This is a genomic window from Candidatus Gromoviella agglomerans (genome assembly GCF_021065005.1).
Classification (GTDB): Bacteria; Pseudomonadota; Alphaproteobacteria; order CAJXXZ01.
The window spans coordinates 294,123-312,760 of sequence record NZ_CP069247.1 but is presented as its reverse complement, the minus strand read 5'-3'; the positions used below and the strand labels follow the sequence as shown (position 1 = coordinate 312,760).

Sequence of the window (18,638 nt, the reverse complement as noted above, 5' to 3'; positions counted from 1 at the left end):
TCTGACATTAAAAATGAGATTTCTCATATTTCTTATATTTTTTTTGACTTTTTTTACAGTTCGAAATTTTGAAACAGTATGTCAAGATAGTCAATCTGAAATTAGTTGTGCAAATGATATTATTAAGTCAATAGTTAGGATTGATGTTTACTTTCCTCATCTCGATTATTTGTTATTTAATAGTAAATCTTTACATATATTTGGTTCTGGTTTTTTTGTTAAAGATAATATTATCATGACATGCGCTCACGTTATATCTATGGATGGATTTGTTTCTCCTAATATAGTGATCAAGACATATGATGGAAGTGTTTTTAAAGCTGAAGTGATTTTTTGTGATTTGTATTTAGATATTGCTCTTATTCAAATAAAGGGGCGGAAATTTAATCCTGTGAATTTTTCAAAAGTGCACTTAATGCCTAATGATGCAGTATATGCTATAAGTTGTCATGATGAAAAATGGACGACAACTGATGGCATTGTTTCTAGTCAATTTTGCTCCTGTGCTGATGTTGATTATGCTATATATAAGAGTACAAATCCAATATTTTCAGGAAGTTCTGGGGCTCCTCTGATTCGTGATAATGAAGTGATTGGAATGGTATTTGGAAATTTTGAACAAGGAGCCACTCTTTCTATACCAGTATGGTTGTTACAGTATGTTATGAAGCATGTTTTGGCTGAAGGTAATTGCGACGTGCCTTGGATGAAAATTGATGTAGATACAGCAGACATTGATGTTCTTAAATTTTTTAATTTGAAGCATGGAGTTCAAGTTTCTTCTTCATTCTCAGATGTTTTTTTACCTGGAGACGTGATTCTAGAGGTAAATCAAAGAGAAATGAAGTCAAAATCTGATTTATTTGAAGTGATACTATTTCAAAAACCTGGAGATCTTGTGGATGTTCATTTCTTAAGATGTAACGAAAGTGGAAAAACTATATCATACAATGTTAAAGTTCATATTCATGCAAGAGAAAAGCCTATTGCAATATTTAAGAGAATAGGGGATATGGTTTTTGGTCAAAACGAACATGGAGTGTTTTTATGTCATGTGTATGATGTTGTGAAGCTTGGTTCTAATATATACAATGTGTTGAAATGTTACAAAAATGGAGGAATACCTAGAGTTATATCTGTAAATTCTATGTCTATTAATTCTATTGAGCAACTGAATCAGATATATAATAAGTCCTCGAAATTGCTAATGATGTTATCAATAAAAGGCAATACAATTCCAATTGTAGTTGAACGATGAATTGTTTCATTTCTTGATATTAAAATGTTTTATTAAATCAATTTTTGACCTGTTTTAATAGTGTTTGATGTAGTTTAGATTGTTGAGCAAATAGCTAGTCTGTTGTGCTTTTGTGATATTGCTTTATTTTCTCAAATTGAACTTTCAGTTAATCTTCATAATTGAGCAAATTGCACTTGCTAGACTATCTGATGAATCCAGTGCAACTCTTGTATTTTGCAGGTTCAAAATTGAAAAAACTATCATTTTTATGTCTTGCTTCTCTCCACGCCATTTCAAGCACATTGCATATTTTATGTCTCCTGCTAGAATTTCCATGATTTCTATATTGTTGTGAGCAATTGCTAGAGATATAACTCCTCTTGCGCTTCCTAATTTCAATGTTGATGCTGGATTAGATTGATTAACGAATACTTCCTCTAAAGTTGCACTTTGCGGATTGAAATCTTGAATTGCTTTTGATATGCCTGTGTATATTAATTCGAGTCGTTTGTGCATCAATGTAGTTGATTTTGTATTTATTATGCCGTGAGAGACGTATTGAGGTAGAAAATCTTTTACTAATATATTTCTTTTGTTGTTGATTGCTTTATTATTGTCATTTGCTGAGGAGTTTTTGAGTTCGTTATCATTGTATTTATTATTGCTATTTTCTTCAGTGGATTGTTCATTCCTATCCATTTGTGAGCTATATTTTTGACAAATATCAATTAAATTGTTTATCTTATGTGAATCCTTAGCATTATTATTGTTATCTATTAACATATTTTGCTGAAATTTTTTGCAAATTATTGAATCTATTTGGTCGAGAATTGAGCAATATTTTATTAAGTGCTCGTCAAGATCGATAATTTTGCTGATGAATGATTGAATGCACATTTCGTATATATCATTTTCCCTGAAAAGTTCTATTAATTTTTGAGTGAGAATTATGATTTCAGCATTTTTTTCTTTTTCTTTAGAGTTTTTGATTTTTTTATTAAACAAAATTGATTTTTTTACTTCTGAATCTATACAATTGCGATTTAGTAAAATATTTTTAATTAGTATAAAATTCATAAGTATGAAACGTGAGTCGGAAAAATCCTGAGAAGGGAGTTGTATCACTCCCCATCCTGTCTTTGTTATTCCTGGATCTATTCCGATAATTCTCATATTGAATTTAAGATAGCCCTTCATGATAAATTCTATTAAGATATATCAAAAAATAATGATTTTGTAAAATTTCCTCTTAAATTATGAATTTTTTTGCTAATAATTTACTATTACTTGCTATATATAATATATATTTGAAAAGAATATATATTTGAAAAGATTTCATATTGTTAGATTTTATTATTTTCTGCATATTTTTCATAATAAGAAAATGCATCTGTCCAATTTCCCTTTGTTGATGCTTTTGAGTATTCTGAAGGGCGATTTTCAAAAAAATTCACGAATTCATTTTGAAGCTGTTCCATCCAAGGGTATGGGTTCTCGTTTACTGTATATAAAGGGCTTGTCCCTAATTGTTTTAGCCTTCTGTTGGCGATATATCGAATATATTGTTTGCTTTCTTCTGCTGATATACCTTCTACGTATCTTCCTTTAAATGCTAAGTCTATGAATGCATCTTCGAGCTCGACTACTCTTTTACATTCCATCATTAGTTCTTTTTCAAATGAATCTGACCAGATAAATGGGTGTTCTTTTATAAGTGTATGAAATAGCTTGATCATCGATGTCATGTGTAAAGTCTCATCTCTTATTGACCAAGCAACTATTTGACCCATGCCTTTCATTTTTCCAAATCGTTGAAAGTTCATTAAAATTGCAAAAGCTGCGAACAATTGAAGTCCTTCAGTAAATGCTCCAAATCGTGCAAGTGTGATCGCAATTCCTCGAAGAGAATAATCTCCATATTTTTGAAGATATTCCCATTTATCTTTCATCTCTTTATATTCTAAAAATGCTGTATATTCACCTTCATCTATTTCAAGCGTATCCATCAAAAATGAATATCCGTGAATATGAATGGTTTCCATATTTGAGAATGCTGAGAGCATCATTTGTATCTCTATAGGGCAAAAAACATTCATGTAATATTTCATATAGCAATTATTAACTTCTATGTCTGATTGAGTAAAAAATCTGAAGATGTTCATCAAAAGATCTCTTTCATCATCTGTAATTACGAATCGCCAATCAACGATATCGTCATTCATGAGTACTTCTTCCGGTAGCCAAATGATCTTTTGCTGAGTGAGCCAAGAATCAAATGCCCAAGGGTATCTAAATGGCTTATATACTGGATTTTTATTAAAGAGTGGTGATCTGCTATTAATTTTACCATCATCATTATGATATTCATTTGTCTCGTATTCTGTGCTTATTTCCATAATGTCTTCCGTTGTTGCTGCTGAGTCAAATGCATTTTCGGTTGAGGATGTGTCGAAAGTTTGCTTCAAATTCATTGTATCTGAATTTTTTCAATTAAATCTATTATGTCTTTTGTTTAATTTAATTTCTAGTTTTTCTTTGCGAAAATACATTTCGCTATAGATTTGAAATGATCAATTTATGTTTGAATAGATAGATGTTAGTAAGAATCATAATTATGATGAACAAAATCATGGTATTGTATAATAACTTATAAGTTAATTATAACTTTTCTTTAAAGTCAAAATTTCTTTTACATTTGCTGAGTTTATCAACAATATTTCTTATTTAACTGTCTTAACTGTATATTTTACTTAATCTCATAAACCACGAGCTTGAGCACTTTTACCCATACATTAAATTAAGTAAATAAGTCATATGTCACTAAATTCTGATACACGAAACAAATTTTTGCAGAAAAAACTAAAGATTTGCGTAAAGTATCTTATAAAAAAAACACATCAAAACATCAAACAAAAAGAATAATATTATATCACAAAAATATACAAAAAACAAAATCAAAAGAACATGGAGGTTAACGATTGGGCGATTAGTATCAGTTAGCTCAAAGAATTACTTCTCTTACACATCTGACCTATCAACGTGGTAGTCTTCCACAGCCCTCAAGGGAAAAATAGTATTGAGGTTAGTTTCCCACTTATATGCTTTCAGCGGTTATCTATTCCGTACATAGCTACCCAGCATTGCAGCTGGCGCCACAACTGGAACACCAGAGGTACGTCCATCCCGGTCCTTTCGTACTAAGGACAGATCCTCTCATTTTTCCTACTCCCATGGCAGATAGGGACCGAACTGTCTCACGACGTTCTGAACCCAGCTCGCGTACCGCTTTAATTGGCGAACAGCCAAACCCTTGGGACCTTCTTCAGCCCCAGGATGCGATGAGCCGACATCGAGGTGCCAAACCTCCCCGCCGATGTGAACTCTCGGGAGAGATTAGCCTGTTATCCCCGGCGTACCTTTTATCCGTTGAGCGATGGCCCTTCCATTCAGAACCACCGGATCACTATGACCGATTTTCATCTCTGCTCGACTCGTGAGTCTTGCAGTCAAGCAAGCTTATGCCATTGCACTCGACAACTGATTTCCATACAGTTTGAGCTTACCTTTGTACGCCTCCGTTACAATTTAGGAGGCGGCCGCCCCAGCCAAACTACCCACCATGCAGGGTCCTAATTCCGGATTCACGAAATCTAGTTAGATGTCAAGAAGTAGAAGGGCGGTATCTCAAAGGTGCCTCCATGCTAGCTAGCGCTAACACTTCAAAGGCTCCCGCCTATTCTGCACATCCATTTCCTAACAACACTGCAAAGCTATAGTAAAGGTGCACGGGGTCTATCCGTCTAACCACGGGTACTCCGCATCTTCACGGAGAGTTCAATTTCACTGAGTTGATGTTGGAGACAGTGGGGAAGTCGTTACGCCATTCGTGCAGGTCAGAACTTACCCGACAAGGAATTTCGCTACCTTAGGACCGTTATAGTTACGGCCGCCGTTTACTGGGGCTTCAATTCAATGCTTTCACATCTCCTCTTAACCTTCCAGCACCGGGCAGGCGTCAGATTCTATACCTCGAATTACTTCTTTGCAGAACCCTGTGTTTTAGATAAACAGTCGCTACCCCCTAGTTTGTGTCACCTTTAAAATGTTTCCATCAAAAAGGCCCTCCTTATCCCGAAGTTACAGAGGTAATTTGCCGAGTTCCTTCAACATCATTCTCTCATACGCCTTAGTATTCTCTACTTGTCCACCTGTGTCGGTTTTGGTACGGCAAATACGCTGGGCTATTTCCTGGAAACAGTTCAGTAGCAAGATCAATCCAATAAGACCTTACACCCTTACCATTTCGTCACTTCCAGCTTGCTCAGGAATATTAACCTGATATCCATCGATTACGACTTTCGTCCTCACCTTAGGAGCCGGCTAACCCTACGCCGATTAACGTAGCGTAGGAAACCTTGGACTTTCGGCGGAGATGTTTTTCACATCTCTTTTCGTTACTCATGTCAGCATTCTCACTTCCGATATCTCCAGCAATTTTCACAAATCACCTTCTCAGACATACGGAACGCTCCGCTACCCCACTTCAAAAGAAGTGGCCACATCTTCGGTGTATTACTTTAGCCCCGTTACATCTCTGGCGCATAAAGGCTGATTAGACTAGTGAGCTGTTACGCTTTCTTTAAAAGATGGCTGCTTCTAAGCCTACTTCCTAGCTGTGTTTGCCTCTACACTTCCTTTAACACTTAGTAATAACTTGGGGACCTTAGATGGTGGTCTGGGCTTTTTCCCTTTTGACGATGGACCTTAGCACCCACCGTCTGTCTGCCATCATATACCTTGACGTATTCGGAGTTTGATTGAGTTTGGCAGGAATTTCTTCCCCCTAGATCATCCAGTGCTCTACCCCATCAAGTCAAATGATGACGCTCTACCTAAATAGATTTCGCGGAGAACCAGCTATAACTGGGTTTGATTAGCCTTTCACTCCTATCCACAAGTCATCCACACACATTGCAACGTGATATGGTTCGGCCCTCCAACGCGGTTTAATACGAATTCAGCCTGCTCATGGATAGATCACCCAGCTTCGGGTCTAATGCATAAAACTTTATCGCTCTATTAAAACTCGCTTTCGCTACGCCTACGTGATCAACACTTAAGCTTGCTCTATACATTAACTCGCTGACCCATTATACAAAAGGTACGCCGTCACAGAATAAATCTGCTCCGACTGCTTGTCTGCACAAGGTTTCAGGATCTATTTCACTCCCCTGCTAGGGGTTCTTTTCACCTTTCCCTCACGGTACTTGTCCACTATCGGTCACTGTAGAGTATTTAGGCTTGGCGCATTGGTCGCACCATCTTCACGCAAAATTTCTCGTGTTCCGCGCTACTAAACTTCATATTACAAATCATCATACTGGGCTATCACCATCTATGGCTCAAATTTCCATTTGATTCTGACTCTGAAGTAATACTTATAAGCCTCCTCCGCTTTCGCTCGCCACTACTAACGGAATATCTTTCGATCTCTTTTCCTCCTGATACTGAGATGTTTCACTTCTCAGGGTTCGCTCATTTACACTACCCAGGTTCATCACCGTCCCTCATGTAAATGTAATTCCTAACGGAATTGGGTTGCCCCATTCGGACATTTTGTGCCTCAAAGCGCTTGTTATCAGCTAAGCACAAACTTTTCGCAGATTTCCACGTCCTTCCTCGCCTTACAGTGCCAAGGCATCCACCTCGTGCATTATTTCTTTAACTCTCCATGTTCTTTTGATTTTGTTTCCTATTCAGTTTATTTGAAGACCAGTTACATCCGTAACAATCATGATCCTATCACACGAATTTTAAAAAAACAATCATTAATTCGAATTTTTCCATTTATTTTTTTATTTGTGTTTTTATGATATTTTTGTATATTTGATCTGCCATTTTTCCTTTACTCATAAAGTTAATTACATTATTATTTCTCATTTTTAAAGGGACGATAATTTACTATATGAGAAGGACAAGGCAAAGTTTCTGATATATTAAATATTAGGAGATTTTGATTCATCTCTATGTATTTATTCTTTGTAGGCACACTTATAATTACGCTATTTTCTCCATGAGTAATGTTTAATTCAGTGATATCACTTAAAATATTTCTTTCACTTCCAAGAATTCGACTATCACAGACTTCTTTTACGAATTTTTCAGATACAATTATACATGATTTTACCCATTTAATCATATCAATTTTTGATGAACTTGCATTTGGAAATATCTCAAAATATATAAAATCTTTATTTTTATAATTACTATTATTTATTTTCATTTGAAATATTCCATCTTCTTTTTGCATGTATATTTCATCGTATGACTCATCTATAGTATCTAAAATGTTATTTATATAAATGGATATTTCATCAAATGATTTCTTGATATTCAAATGATCGTATGTTTCAAATACTGGAAAATTCTCACTACCAATAGAGTAAATTGATCCAGCAAAATTGATTAAATTTAGAAATAAATCTTCTGGAATTATTTTCTCATGCAAAATTGATTGCTCTAATTTTAAGAAATTAGCAGTCAAACTACATTTTATTATATCGAAAGATTTCGTATGATTCTCATTTTCCAATGCATTTGTTTTGTTCTTGATATATGATATTTTTCGTCGTACTTTTGAGCAAATACTACTGATACTTTGTATGATGGAAGATTCTTTTGGCAAGAAAACCATTGGAGGAATATAGTTCGTTAATTGAACGCTAGACCCAAGGGAATTTACTTCACATATAGGTATGGAGATATACTTTGATGGAGTATTATGAGAGACTACTAAAGACACATTTGGAGTGAGTTTCGCAATATAAGCTTTATTATCCAACTCTTCTGTGAAAAAATCCTCCGTAACTTGCATTTTACTTGCAATGTATCTGTGTTGAACCAATTCTGGTATACATAAATAAACTTTCATCGGATGCTGAGTCATTTGATCGATATATGGTTTTAGATTAATGCTTAAGTCGATAAATTGATCGGTCGAATTTTTTGAAAAAAATATTATTTCTCCATTTTCTAACACGCACTCAATGCTATTAATCTTAAGTATGTTAGTATGAAGAGCATTTTTGTCTATATCTAATTTCACTACTCCCCATGAGAATTTCGTAAATGCACGAAGATAATACAATTGCATTTCACGAAAAATCATCTCATTTTGTTGAAAGTGTTGAGGCATTAGGACCATTCCTTCATACCAATGAAGCATTCTTGGATCAAACTTGTCGTTAATGACGTAATTATTATTCATATTAATGATCATAAGATTTGTGATGCTCATTATTTTATAATTTAAGTTAAATTTTTAATAAAATTTATGATGTTGTATAAAATTTTATGTAAAAACATTATTTATTCTTTCGATATATCTGAATGAAAGTTTGATATTTTTATGAAATTTTAATTATCGCAATGTTTTCATTTAGAATAGTTATTATTTCAGGTTATGAAGAGTAATTTGTTTGGCGATTTATCTAGTTACTATAAAAATGAGATGGATTATTTAATCAAGGCCGGAAATGATTTTGCGAAAAAACATATAAAATCTGCTAATAACATAGAATGGGGGCCATCTGGGACGACAGATCCTCACATCAATCGCTTATTTGAGTCATTTGCATTTTTGACTGCTAGAGTTCAGCAAAAAATCGATACTTTAGAGTCAAAAACGAGCTTTCAACTCATAAATAACTTATGTCCGATGTTTACAAAATCGATTCCATCAAGTTGCGTTATGAAATTACAGATAAATGATGAGATGATTGCCTCTAAAAATTACGGCAAAATTATAGAAAAAGGTACTGAGATTTCCTTTCAGACAAAAAATGCTGGATCTTTTAAGTATGTTACTATATACGATGTACAATTTATTCCATTTGAAGTATTTTCGATAAAAATCGTTGATATTGCGTCGTTTGGTATTGATTCTAAATATGTAAAATCTCCATGGGCAATGCAAATACATATTAAATCGACTTATGTTGTGAAAGACAAAATTGACATAAATTTTATTCGATTTTTTATTTCGAACGAGATACAAGCAAATTCTAGTAACAGTATATATCATATGATTAGCACATACGATATTGAAAACAATCCCATTGCCTTTATTGCAAAACCGTATGATGAGCTTATACCTTGCGGTGAAATAAAATTTGTAGGATTTGATGATCAAGAATCAACTTTTTATTATGATTCGATTACTCCTCTACATATGAAGCTTTCTACTGAATATTGTACTTTCTCTGAAAAATTCATGTTTTTTGATGTGAATATTCCAAAATCTTTTGACATGAAATGCAATGATTTTAAAATACTAATTCCATTGGGAGAGGATTTTGTGCCTAGAGGTATATTATCCGAATCTCTGCATTTGATGTGTACTCCATCTATAAATTTATTTAATGCATCATCTGATTACATAAATATAGATCATAAAAAATCTCGATATCCTCTGATGATTGATTCAAGAAGGAAAAAATGGATGAGCATACATTCCATCAATTCTATAATTAGTAAAAGAGATGCGTCTCAAGTTGTATACAAGCCTTACTTTAGGTATACAAACAATGATCTAGATAAAAATACTGAGGATTTTTGGTTAGAAGAGAGAGAAGGTGATGATATATTTGTTAGCTTTATCTCTTCAGACTTATCTTTAAAATCTGAAATTGCTTATGCAAAGGTTTTGTGTACAAATAACAATGCTGCAAAATATGTATCAAAATTAGCTGAATTTTCAGCTGATAGATTGATTCCGGGTATATCCTTTGTTCAATTTGTTGGTCCAAATATGCAAATTGATCCAGTCAAAAATGTTGAATGGAGTATAGTTTCGATGTTATTAAATAATCATTTTATTTTTGGGTCTTCAACGAACGGAACAAAATCTTTAAAAGATATTTTTTCTCTTTATGGATTGATAGGAAATATTGATGTATCAAAAATGATAATAGATGTTTCTTTTGAGAGAGGTATTTCTCCATATACAAAAGGGTATGCGCATTATTTTACACCAAAATTGACTATTAGCGTTGTATTAGATGATTCTCAACCCCATAATTTTATGATTTTAGGGAGGATATTGCATAAAATTTTTGAGAATTTTTGTGAAATCAATACTTTTGTCAAAACAGTCATTTTAAGAGCAAGTGATAAGAAAATTCAGAAAATATACACTTCTGCGAGGGAATAAAATGTCAGAAACAATAAATCATGAAAATGATCCTTTTGAGAATAAAGCAAAAACTATTGAAGATTTCATCAAGTTAAATGTTCAAGATTTTACATTTCAGCAATTGATGTTCCTTTTGTATAAGCGAAATGAATTTCTTTCAGTGATAGATAATATTTATGTGTTTTGTAGGAATTTGAATTATACTCCACATAATCAGGTTCATGATGTGAAATTTTTGCATGGATCTGTGAATGTGATTATAAATTATGGTGGAATCTTTGGTATTGATGGTCCATTATTTGATAATCACTTGGATCTGATTCGAGAAATGGATAGAAAGAAAGATTTTGCGATTCGAGACTTTCTTCATATATTTGATAATATGGTTGCAGAAAAATTTTACCTTGCGAAGGCTCGTACAAATTTATCATTGCATGTGTATCAGAATTTTAATTCCGTTATGACTATACCTCTTTTGGCACTTGCTGGAATGAATCTCCTGTTCAGTAAACATGATGAGCTTCAAATTCGAGATTATAGGAAATTTTTCCCGATATCTAATATGTTGTGGAGCAAGCCAAAAACGGCTTTTAATTTGAGAAAAATATTAGAGTACTTTTTCGAATGTGATGTTAATATTCTTGAAAATCAAGAATACAAAGTAAAATGTGATTCGAAAGATGTGTTGAGATTAGGAATGAACAAATGCACACTTGGTAGTGTATTTCTTGGCACTCATTTGAGATTTAATGATGCAATTCATATTCATGTTTTTGTCAATAAGGAATCATTTTTGCCAAACAATTCTACAAATAATTTTGAAAAATTGAAGATTTTGGTAAATTATTACTTAGGTCCACTATATAAGTATAAGATTAGTGTAAGGATGCTATCTAAAAAATATCAAAAGAATATATTTCTTGGATGGAATGCTGTTGTTAATGCTACAAATGAATATACGATTACGAGTCAAATTCAGAGCGATCATTTTTATGATGATGAAATGAATAATGAGGTTATGTGAATTGTTTTATGTATTTTTATATGAGAAAATTTAAATTTATTATGGAATATAGTGATTTTAGGTCATGGAATTGATATTGTTTACGTATCGAGAGTCAAAGATTTGTTTGTTAAATATGGAAGTGTTTTTGCTCAAAAAATCTTATCTTCAGAAGAAATTTCCAATACATTTGTAAACGAAAAAACTATAAGTAAGAGATTTGCCGCAAAAGAAGCATTTGTCAAGGCTGTTGGTTGTGGAATAGGCGATTTATCTTTTCATGATATTGAGATTCATCATGATTCTTTTGGCAAGCCAACAGTGAAAATATCAAGATATGCTGAAGATTTTATAATCAACAAATTTAAAAAGAGCGTGCTGAAAAATATATCAAATATTTCTATTCTCAACTTTTTGTTTCATATTAGTATCTCGGATGAAAGAGATATTGCTATGGCTAGTGTTATTATCGATTTTAATTGAGAAACTGATCTCGAAACTGTATCAGCTAATAAAAACAATATTAATTTTTAGAAAAAAAAGATTGATTGTACAAATAAATTGCTTGTCTTAGACTTAATCCTGCTATATATATATTGATCTAGTGAATAATTTCTCAATTGATTAGCAACATTTTTTCCAAAATTCTTCAGAAGTTAAGAATTTCAGTTAAAGACTTGAAGAATATTATAATATATGTCGTTGTGATTTTTTCCTTTAAGGAGTTTCTATATCAGCAATGTATAGTTCCATCTTCTTCGATGTATCCAACTCTTCTCATAAATGACGTATATATGCTGAATAAATGGAGGTTTGGCTACTCAAATTCATCTTTTTGGATTACGCGTATGATTGAAAAAAATATGGGAGTGAAATTATTTAACGGCAGAATTTTTATGTTTGATTCCATAAAAAATGGAGATGTAATTGTGTTTTATGGAAGGACAGGAGAGTTTAAAGATAAGCTACTTGTGAAAAGGGTTATCGGAGTTGAAGGTGATGTTATCAAAATTTCAAATGGATTTATCTACGTTAATGGTAATATTTTGAGGCATAGTAATTTCAAAATTGTTAGAATAAAAGATAAGGACGGTGAAATGCTAGCTATGTCAATGAAAGAAGTGATAAACTTAAAGGAATATACGATTCTGAAAGTTGATATGAGTGGATCATCCAATGTTGATAATGTTAAGGAATTTGTTGTCCCTAAAGGCAAACTCTTTTGCATGGGTGATAATCGTGATCACTCTTTGGACTGCCGATTTTCCACAATAGGCTGCATAGATGCTGTCGATGTTTTAGGCTATGCTAGCTTACGAATTTTTTCTTTTGATAATACTCAAGCTAAATGGTGGGAATTTTGGAATTGGCGAAATGCCATTAGATGGGACAGACTACTTACATTTGTACAATAGTCTTTTAATATTCTTTTTTTAAGGTTATAAAGGTGATTATGATTGCAAGTGGTAAGTGCATCACGAAGGAAATGAAAAAAAATCAATGAACTTACAAGTTCTCGAAAAAAAGATAGGGCATGTTTTTAGGAATAAACAACTTTTAGTTGATGCTACAACTCATTCAAGTGTTTATCAATCAAACCGACTGATGTTTGAGAGAATGGAATTCTTGGGTGATAAATTATTGAATTTGGAAATTGCGTTGGTTTTGTTTAAAAAATATCCAGCTTTTTCTGAGAGTGCTCTTACATCTCGTCTGGCTAGTATTGTCAGGCGAGAGGGTTTATTTGTTGTTGCTCAGGATTTATCTTTAGCAAAATTTGCTCAATTTCGATCAAAAAATGTTGATAAAAAGATTTTGGCTGACATCGTTGAGGCGATAATTGGTTGTATATATCTTGATGGAGGTAATCATATTGATTTTATACATACATTTTTCAGCAAATTTATTGAAAATGAGGTGATAAATTACCGTTCGGAATTGCAAGAATTGCTCCACAAGTTAGGGTTTGATCATCCAGTTTATGAAAATTATTCAAGTAAAGATGGCTTTGGTGCGTCTGTTCGTTTTAACATTGATGAGTTGAAACAATCTCTGATGAAACTTAATTCTTTGACAAAGAAGCAATTGACTCATACAATCTGTGATGTGGATTTTCCAAAATGTAATGAATCTGTGGCAAGGGATTTAGACGAATTTTTATCATTCTTTTGTGATAGATCTGAAAAAAATATTGGTATTTTAAATAATGTACGTAGTGTGAGGTTTTGTCCTATATCAAATGAGATTGAAATCTCTGCGAGCGGGGCTTCAATTAAAATTGCGAATACAAAGGTCGCGGAGATATCTCTTCAGATTTTGAGAAAAATTTTGAAAATTTTATTGAAATAAATTTTTATTGCAGTTTGAATATTTTGGATTTTTATTTCGATCTATTTGTTCTTGGCGAATTTATAGTTTGTTAAGCTTTACATTTATAAATAACCGTACATTTTTGTCAAAAAATTTCATTAAATCTAGTCTGGAGTTCATTCCTATTTCTTTCAATCTTTGTCCATTTTTTCCTATAATTATACCTTTTTGACTATCTTTTTTTACGAAAATTGTTGCATATATTTCGATAAAATTTTCGTAATCTTTAATTTGATCAATTTTTATTGTTGAAATGAATGGAATTTCTTTTTTTGTATATATTAATAATTTCTCTCGAATTTCTTCAGAAACAAAAAATTCTCGATTTTTGTCGATGATTTCGTCTTTATCGAATTGCCACCTTTTTGGTGTTGCTAAATTTTTTGCATGTGCGATTAAATCGTCGATTCCTTCTCCATTTTTGGCTGAAATCGGAAATATTGTTTTTGTGTAATTTGAAAGTTCTTGAATTCTTGGTAATAATTTGTATTTATGAATTAGATCTATTTTATTTAAAATAATTCCTAGTTTTATATCGCGATTTTCGTGTATTTTAAGTAGATTTTCGATAATTTTTATATTAAATGATAGGTCTTTAGTTGTTGCATCTATGACTATGAATAATTGATTTGCTTCTGTCTCTAATGCTCGAGGTGAGTTCTTTTGCATTGAAATTCCAGGAGTGTCGATAAATGCAATTTGTGTATCATTAGTTGTGAGTATGCCGATTACAGATGTTTGAGTTGTATGCGGTCTAGCTGAAACGATTGAGCATTTTTTATTTAATATTTTGTTCATTAATGTTGATTTTCCTGCGTTTGGAGCTCCCATTATGCCTATGTAGCAAAATTTTTGCATGTCAATGCTTTCATCGGGGTTTGTCGTTTTCATATCTTCTTTGTGAACGAATAAATAAATGTACTATATTATTTTTTAGAAGACAAATTTTGCTTGTGATATGTTTGGCTTAATTTTATTAAGATTTGTAAAAAAGATCAAATAAATTAGCCAAAATACGATATAATGTTACCACACAAACCCAATAAATATACAGTGTAACTCTATTTAATAGTAGAGACTAAATCTGTAGAAAATTACACCTAATTTAGATGTACAGAAAGCCAAAAATCAACTGCTAACTTTTCGAACGATCTCCTCAAAAACATCAGCATTATATACTGCCAAGTTTGAAAGAGATTTTCTATCAATTTGCACGTCAGATTTTGCTAGTAAGTGCATGAATTTGGAATATGTCAGACCAACACTTCTTACAGCTGCGTTTATCCTTTGAATCCAGAGTGCTCTAAATTCTCTTTTCTTATTCCTACGATCCCTATAAGAATATTGCAGTGCTTTTTCCAACCTCTCCATAGCAATTCTGTAGCAGTTCTTGGATCTTCCACGAAAACCCTTTGCCATAGATATTACCTTTTTTCTGCGCTTACGACTTTGTACTCCACCCTTTACACGAGACATAATATACTCTCCTTTTTATAAAAATTATCTAGTTCCGTAAGGCAAAAAATGCTTCTTTACGAAAAACCTGTCACCATCATCAACCATAGAAGCTTTACGACTAGACCTCTTCATATCTGATGAGCGTTTTCTAAGCTTGTGCCTCTTTCCAACGCATCCATGAGTCAAATTTCCTGAAGCTGTCATCAAAAACCTTTTCTTAGCTCCACTTTTAGTCTTCATCTTTGGCATTCTAACTGCAAATCGATTGATTGAATGTTGAATTAGATCATAAAATTCATTAAAAATCAAATGATTGTGATGAAATTTATGAAGTAGATGAATTGATAATTTTTATGCAGCTTCTTATATGCAAAATGTTGATTTATGATATAATTTGAAAATTAATTTTATGCAGATATTGATGGCTGGACATTCTCAATTTAAGAATATCATGCATAGAAAAGGTGCCCAAGATGCAAAAAGAGCAAAAGTTTTTACTAAGATAATCAGAGAAATTACTGTTGCTGCTAAAATTAGCGGAAACGATCCTTTTATAAATCCAAGGCTGAGAATTGCTATATCTAATGCAAAGCAATACAATTTGCCCAAAGATAAAATTGATGCAGCGATAAAAAAAGCTGTGGGTAATGGTTGTTCAGATAATTATTTTGAAATGGTTTATTCAGGGTATGGGCCAGCTAATGCGGCTATAATTGTTGAATGTATGACGGATAATAAAAATAGGTCTAGTTCTGAGATGAAATACATATTTAGTCGGCACAATGGTAGTTTGGGAGTAGCAGAATTTCTATTCAATAAATACGGACTGATAATTTACGATATTAGAAAAATAGATAAGGAAGTATTGTTCGACTATTGCTTAAGTGGAGCGATTGATCTTATCGAAAGTGATGACAATGTTAAGATATTATGTGAAATAGATTCTCTGTACCCATTTTCTAAGAAATTGTTTGAAAGATTTGGAGAAGCTATTTTTAGTGGTATTGGATGGCATGCAAAAGATTTTATATCCCTTGCAGAGGGAGATATTGCATTAATAGAGAAGCTGATTGATGCTTTGCAAGATAATGATGATGTGCAGAGAATTTGGACTAATGTGAAAGGATTTGAAATATGCGTTTGATGAAAAAATTTTTCTTTTTCATTTTAATTCTGATTATATTGTCGATATTTGTAATATTTGCTTTATGCCTATGGTTTGAATATGATAATGGAGATGATCCGTTTTGGTATCAATTTACAAAAGACTATGAAGAAGATAAGAAGCGTAAAATAGAACAATTTTATTTGCATTGTACAAATGTTTATGGCCTTATATATTGTAAAAAGAGCTATTATAACCAAATTAATAATCTTTCTGAGGGGCAACTCGCTATATTGTTATAAATTGGATATAATAGCCGTGTGTGTATATATTTTGATGAATCTGTGAATTTTAAGATTTTTTTATTAGTTCATAAATTGTCAGTAAGAATGGAGGTTTTGTGAAAAAGATAGTTAGAAATGTATTATTGTGGGTCTCCATATTTTTGATATCTTTTTGGAGTGTGAATTTGTTTCTTGAAGAACAATCCAATGAAGCACCAGCTCAAATAGCTCTTTCTGATTTTGTTAGAGAGTTAGATAGCGGAAAAATATCAGATGTTTATATTCATGGATATAAGATAAAGGGGCAATTTGCGGATGGAAGAGTATTTTTGACATATATTCATCCACAATATGCTGGATTTATCAATCAAGTGATGAAAAGCTCTGCTAGAGTAAGAATACTTCCTGTAGATGAGGGGAGTTGGTCTATTTTGGGCATGATGCTTTCTTGGTTGCCGATGATTTTATTTTTTGTTGCTTGGTTGTTTATTATGCGAAAAATGCAAGGAGGAGGAAGAGATTTTCGTCTTATCAATACAAAATCAGCGCAAGTGAAAAGTGGGGATAACTCAATTACTTTGGAAGATGTTGCTGGTATTGATGAAGTAAAAGAAGAGGTGCTTGAAATTATAAAATTTATGAAAGAACCTGCTGAGTTTAAGGCTATGGGAGCGAAAATTCCAAAAGGGTTGCTTTTGTCTGGGCCTCCAGGAGTGGGAAAGACTTTGCTCGCTAGAGCTATTGCTAGCGAAACAAATTCGTATTTTGCTTTTTATTCTGGATCTGAATTTACGGAAATGTTTGTTGGAGTTGGTGCGAGTAGAGTACGTGAGATGTTTAATAATGCTAAAAAACACTCTCCGGCAATTATATTTATAGACGAAATTGATGCAATAGGTAGAAGGAGAGGTATGGGTATTGGTGGAGGTCATGATGAGAAAGATAATACTCTAAATCAACTTTTGGTTGAAATAGATGGGTTTTTTCAACATGATTCCGTCTTAGTGATTGCTGCGACTAATATGTTCGATTTGCTTGATCCAGCACTTTTGCGACCTGGTAGATTTGATAGGAAAATCGTTATTAATTATCCAGATAAAAATGGCAGAGAAAAGATATTGCAGGCTCACTTAAAGCGAATTCGCATTTCTGATGATCTAAATGTATCATCAATTGCTGATATAACAGTTGGGTGGAGTGGCGCGGATCTTGCTTATCTGTTGAATGAAGCAGCTATAAACGCCTGTATGAAGAAACAAGAATCAGTTTCTATGGAAAATATTGACTATGCAAGATCAAAAATAATTATGGGAAATGAAAGAAAAAGTATGAATATTTCTGATGAAGAGAAAAAAATTATTGCTTTTCATGAGTCTGGGCATACAATACTCGCTTATCACCTTTATGAAAAATTTGCGGTGAAAAAAGTGACAATAATGCCAACTTTGAACGGCGCTTTGGGGTATTCTGAAAGTGCTCCTATAGAAGATTATTGGTTGTACTCTCAAGATGACTATTTATCTCAAATTGTTGTTGCATTGGGCGGAAGATCTGCCGAATTTATTAAATTTGGAAAATTTACCTCAGGGGCTCAAAGTGATTTGAGACATGCTACGAATATTGCAGTGAAAATGGTGACTTGTAATGGAATGGGTGGCTCTATATCTTATGTTGATAGGAATTATAGAGATGGTGAAATATCCGATTATCTTAAGGATAAAATTGATAAAGATGTTGAGGCAATACTAAATAGAGCGCAAAAAATTGCCGATAAATTGTTGAATGATAATATGGATAAATTAAATGTTATGTCTGAAGCACTTTTGGAGAGTGAGACTTTATATATCGAAAAAATACAACAGATATTGGGAGAGAAGATGAGTTATAACTTAGATTCAATTGAATTTAATAAATGATGATTATCGAAATTTTTGAGTGTTTATGAAAATTTTATTGTCAAAATACCTTTGATTCTGTACAATATA

The 18,638-nt window shown here is 32.6% G+C and carries 14 protein-coding genes and 1 rRNA gene; 8 read left to right on the top strand and 7 right to left on the bottom strand.

All coding sequences use genetic code 11. The annotated features are described in order from the left end of the window. The first annotated feature begins 13 nt into the window (after window positions 1-13). Window positions 14-1,258 (top strand): S1C family serine protease, encoded by a 1,245-nt coding sequence (locus Gromo_RS01290; RefSeq protein ID WP_231158674.1) that lies wholly within the window; start codon window positions 14-16, stop codon window positions 1,256-1,258. 144 nt (window positions 1,259-1,402) lie between these two features. Here Gromo_RS01290 and Gromo_RS01285 read toward each other — a convergent pair whose 3' ends face one another. From Gromo_RS01285 to tssK, 4 genes are all read right to left on the bottom strand, one after another. After that, window positions 1,403-2,437, bottom strand: a complete 1,035-nt coding sequence (locus Gromo_RS01285; RefSeq protein ID WP_231158673.1) for a crossover junction endodeoxyribonuclease RuvC — start codon at window positions 2,435-2,437, stop codon at window positions 1,403-1,405. 146 nt (window positions 2,438-2,583) lie between these two features. Further along, on the bottom strand, window positions 2,584-3,711 hold the full coding sequence (locus tag Gromo_RS01280; RefSeq protein WP_231158672.1) for a ribonucleotide-diphosphate reductase subunit beta: 1,128 nt from the start codon (window positions 3,709-3,711) through the stop codon (window positions 2,584-2,586). Window positions 3,712-4,205: 494 nt separating this feature from the next. Further along, a 23S ribosomal RNA gene (locus Gromo_RS01275) occupies window positions 4,206-6,968 on the bottom strand. A 201-nt stretch (window positions 6,969-7,169) separates the two neighbouring features. Next, window positions 7,170-8,507, bottom strand: a complete 1,338-nt coding sequence (gene tssK, locus Gromo_RS01270) for a type VI secretion system baseplate subunit TssK (protein WP_231158671.1) — start codon at window positions 8,505-8,507, stop codon at window positions 7,170-7,172. A gap of 195 nt (window positions 8,508-8,702) precedes the next feature. Here tssK and tssF point away from each other — a divergent pair, with 195 nt between their 5' ends. From tssF to Gromo_RS01245, 5 genes are all read left to right on the top strand, one after another. Beyond that, the gene (tssF, locus tag Gromo_RS01265; RefSeq protein WP_231158670.1) at window positions 8,703-10,451 is read left to right on the top strand and encodes a type VI secretion system baseplate subunit TssF; all 1,749 of its coding nucleotides are present in this window, start codon (window positions 8,703-8,705) and stop codon (window positions 10,449-10,451) included. A 1-nt stretch (window position 10,452) separates the two neighbouring features. Then, a complete protein-coding gene (locus Gromo_RS01260; protein WP_231158669.1) occupies window positions 10,453-11,457 on the top strand; it encodes a type VI secretion system baseplate subunit TssG in 1,005 nt (334 codons plus the stop codon). Window positions 11,458-11,508: 51 nt separating this feature from the next. Next, window positions 11,509-11,919 (top strand): holo-ACP synthase, encoded by a 411-nt coding sequence (gene acpS / locus Gromo_RS01255; protein ID WP_231158668.1) that lies wholly within the window; start codon window positions 11,509-11,511, stop codon window positions 11,917-11,919. A 137-nt stretch (window positions 11,920-12,056) separates the two neighbouring features. After that, window positions 12,057-12,851, top strand: a complete 795-nt coding sequence (gene lepB, locus Gromo_RS01250; protein ID WP_231158667.1) for a signal peptidase I — start codon at window positions 12,057-12,059, stop codon at window positions 12,849-12,851. A gap of 85 nt (window positions 12,852-12,936) precedes the next feature. Beyond that, on the top strand, window positions 12,937-13,785 hold the full coding sequence (locus Gromo_RS01245; RefSeq protein ID WP_231158666.1) for a ribonuclease III family protein: 849 nt from the start codon (window positions 12,937-12,939) through the stop codon (window positions 13,783-13,785). Between the two features lie 60 nt (window positions 13,786-13,845). Here the strand turns inward: Gromo_RS01245 and era are convergent, their stop codons facing one another. The 3 genes from era to rpmI all read right to left on the bottom strand — a co-directional run bounded on the left by era (window position 13,846) and on the right by rpmI (window position 15,513). Then, entirely contained in the window at window positions 13,846-14,697 is an 852-nt protein-coding gene (gene era / locus Gromo_RS01240) for a GTPase Era (RefSeq protein WP_231158665.1), read from the bottom strand. 237 nt (window positions 14,698-14,934) lie between these two features. Next, complete coding sequence (rplT, locus tag Gromo_RS01235) at window positions 14,935-15,282, bottom strand: 50S ribosomal protein L20 (protein WP_231158664.1); 348 nt, start codon at window positions 15,280-15,282, stop codon at window positions 14,935-14,937. 24 nt (window positions 15,283-15,306) lie between these two features. Further along, window positions 15,307-15,513 carry a 50S ribosomal protein L35 gene (rpmI, locus tag Gromo_RS01230; protein ID WP_231158663.1) on the bottom strand — a complete coding sequence of 69 codons (207 nt, stop codon included), beginning with the start codon at window positions 15,511-15,513 and terminating at the stop codon, window positions 15,307-15,309. Between the two features lie 172 nt (window positions 15,514-15,685). Between rpmI and Gromo_RS01225 the strand changes: the two genes are divergently transcribed. Both Gromo_RS01225 and ftsH read left to right on the top strand, forming a co-directional pair. After that, window positions 15,686-16,408, top strand: a complete 723-nt coding sequence (locus Gromo_RS01225; RefSeq protein WP_231158662.1) for a YebC/PmpR family DNA-binding transcriptional regulator — start codon at window positions 15,686-15,688, stop codon at window positions 16,406-16,408. 361 nt (window positions 16,409-16,769) lie between these two features. Next, the gene (ftsH, locus tag Gromo_RS01220) at window positions 16,770-18,569 is read left to right on the top strand and encodes an ATP-dependent zinc metalloprotease FtsH (protein WP_231159284.1); all 1,800 of its coding nucleotides are present in this window, start codon (window positions 16,770-16,772) and stop codon (window positions 18,567-18,569) included. Window positions 18,570-18,638 lie beyond the last annotated feature (69 nt).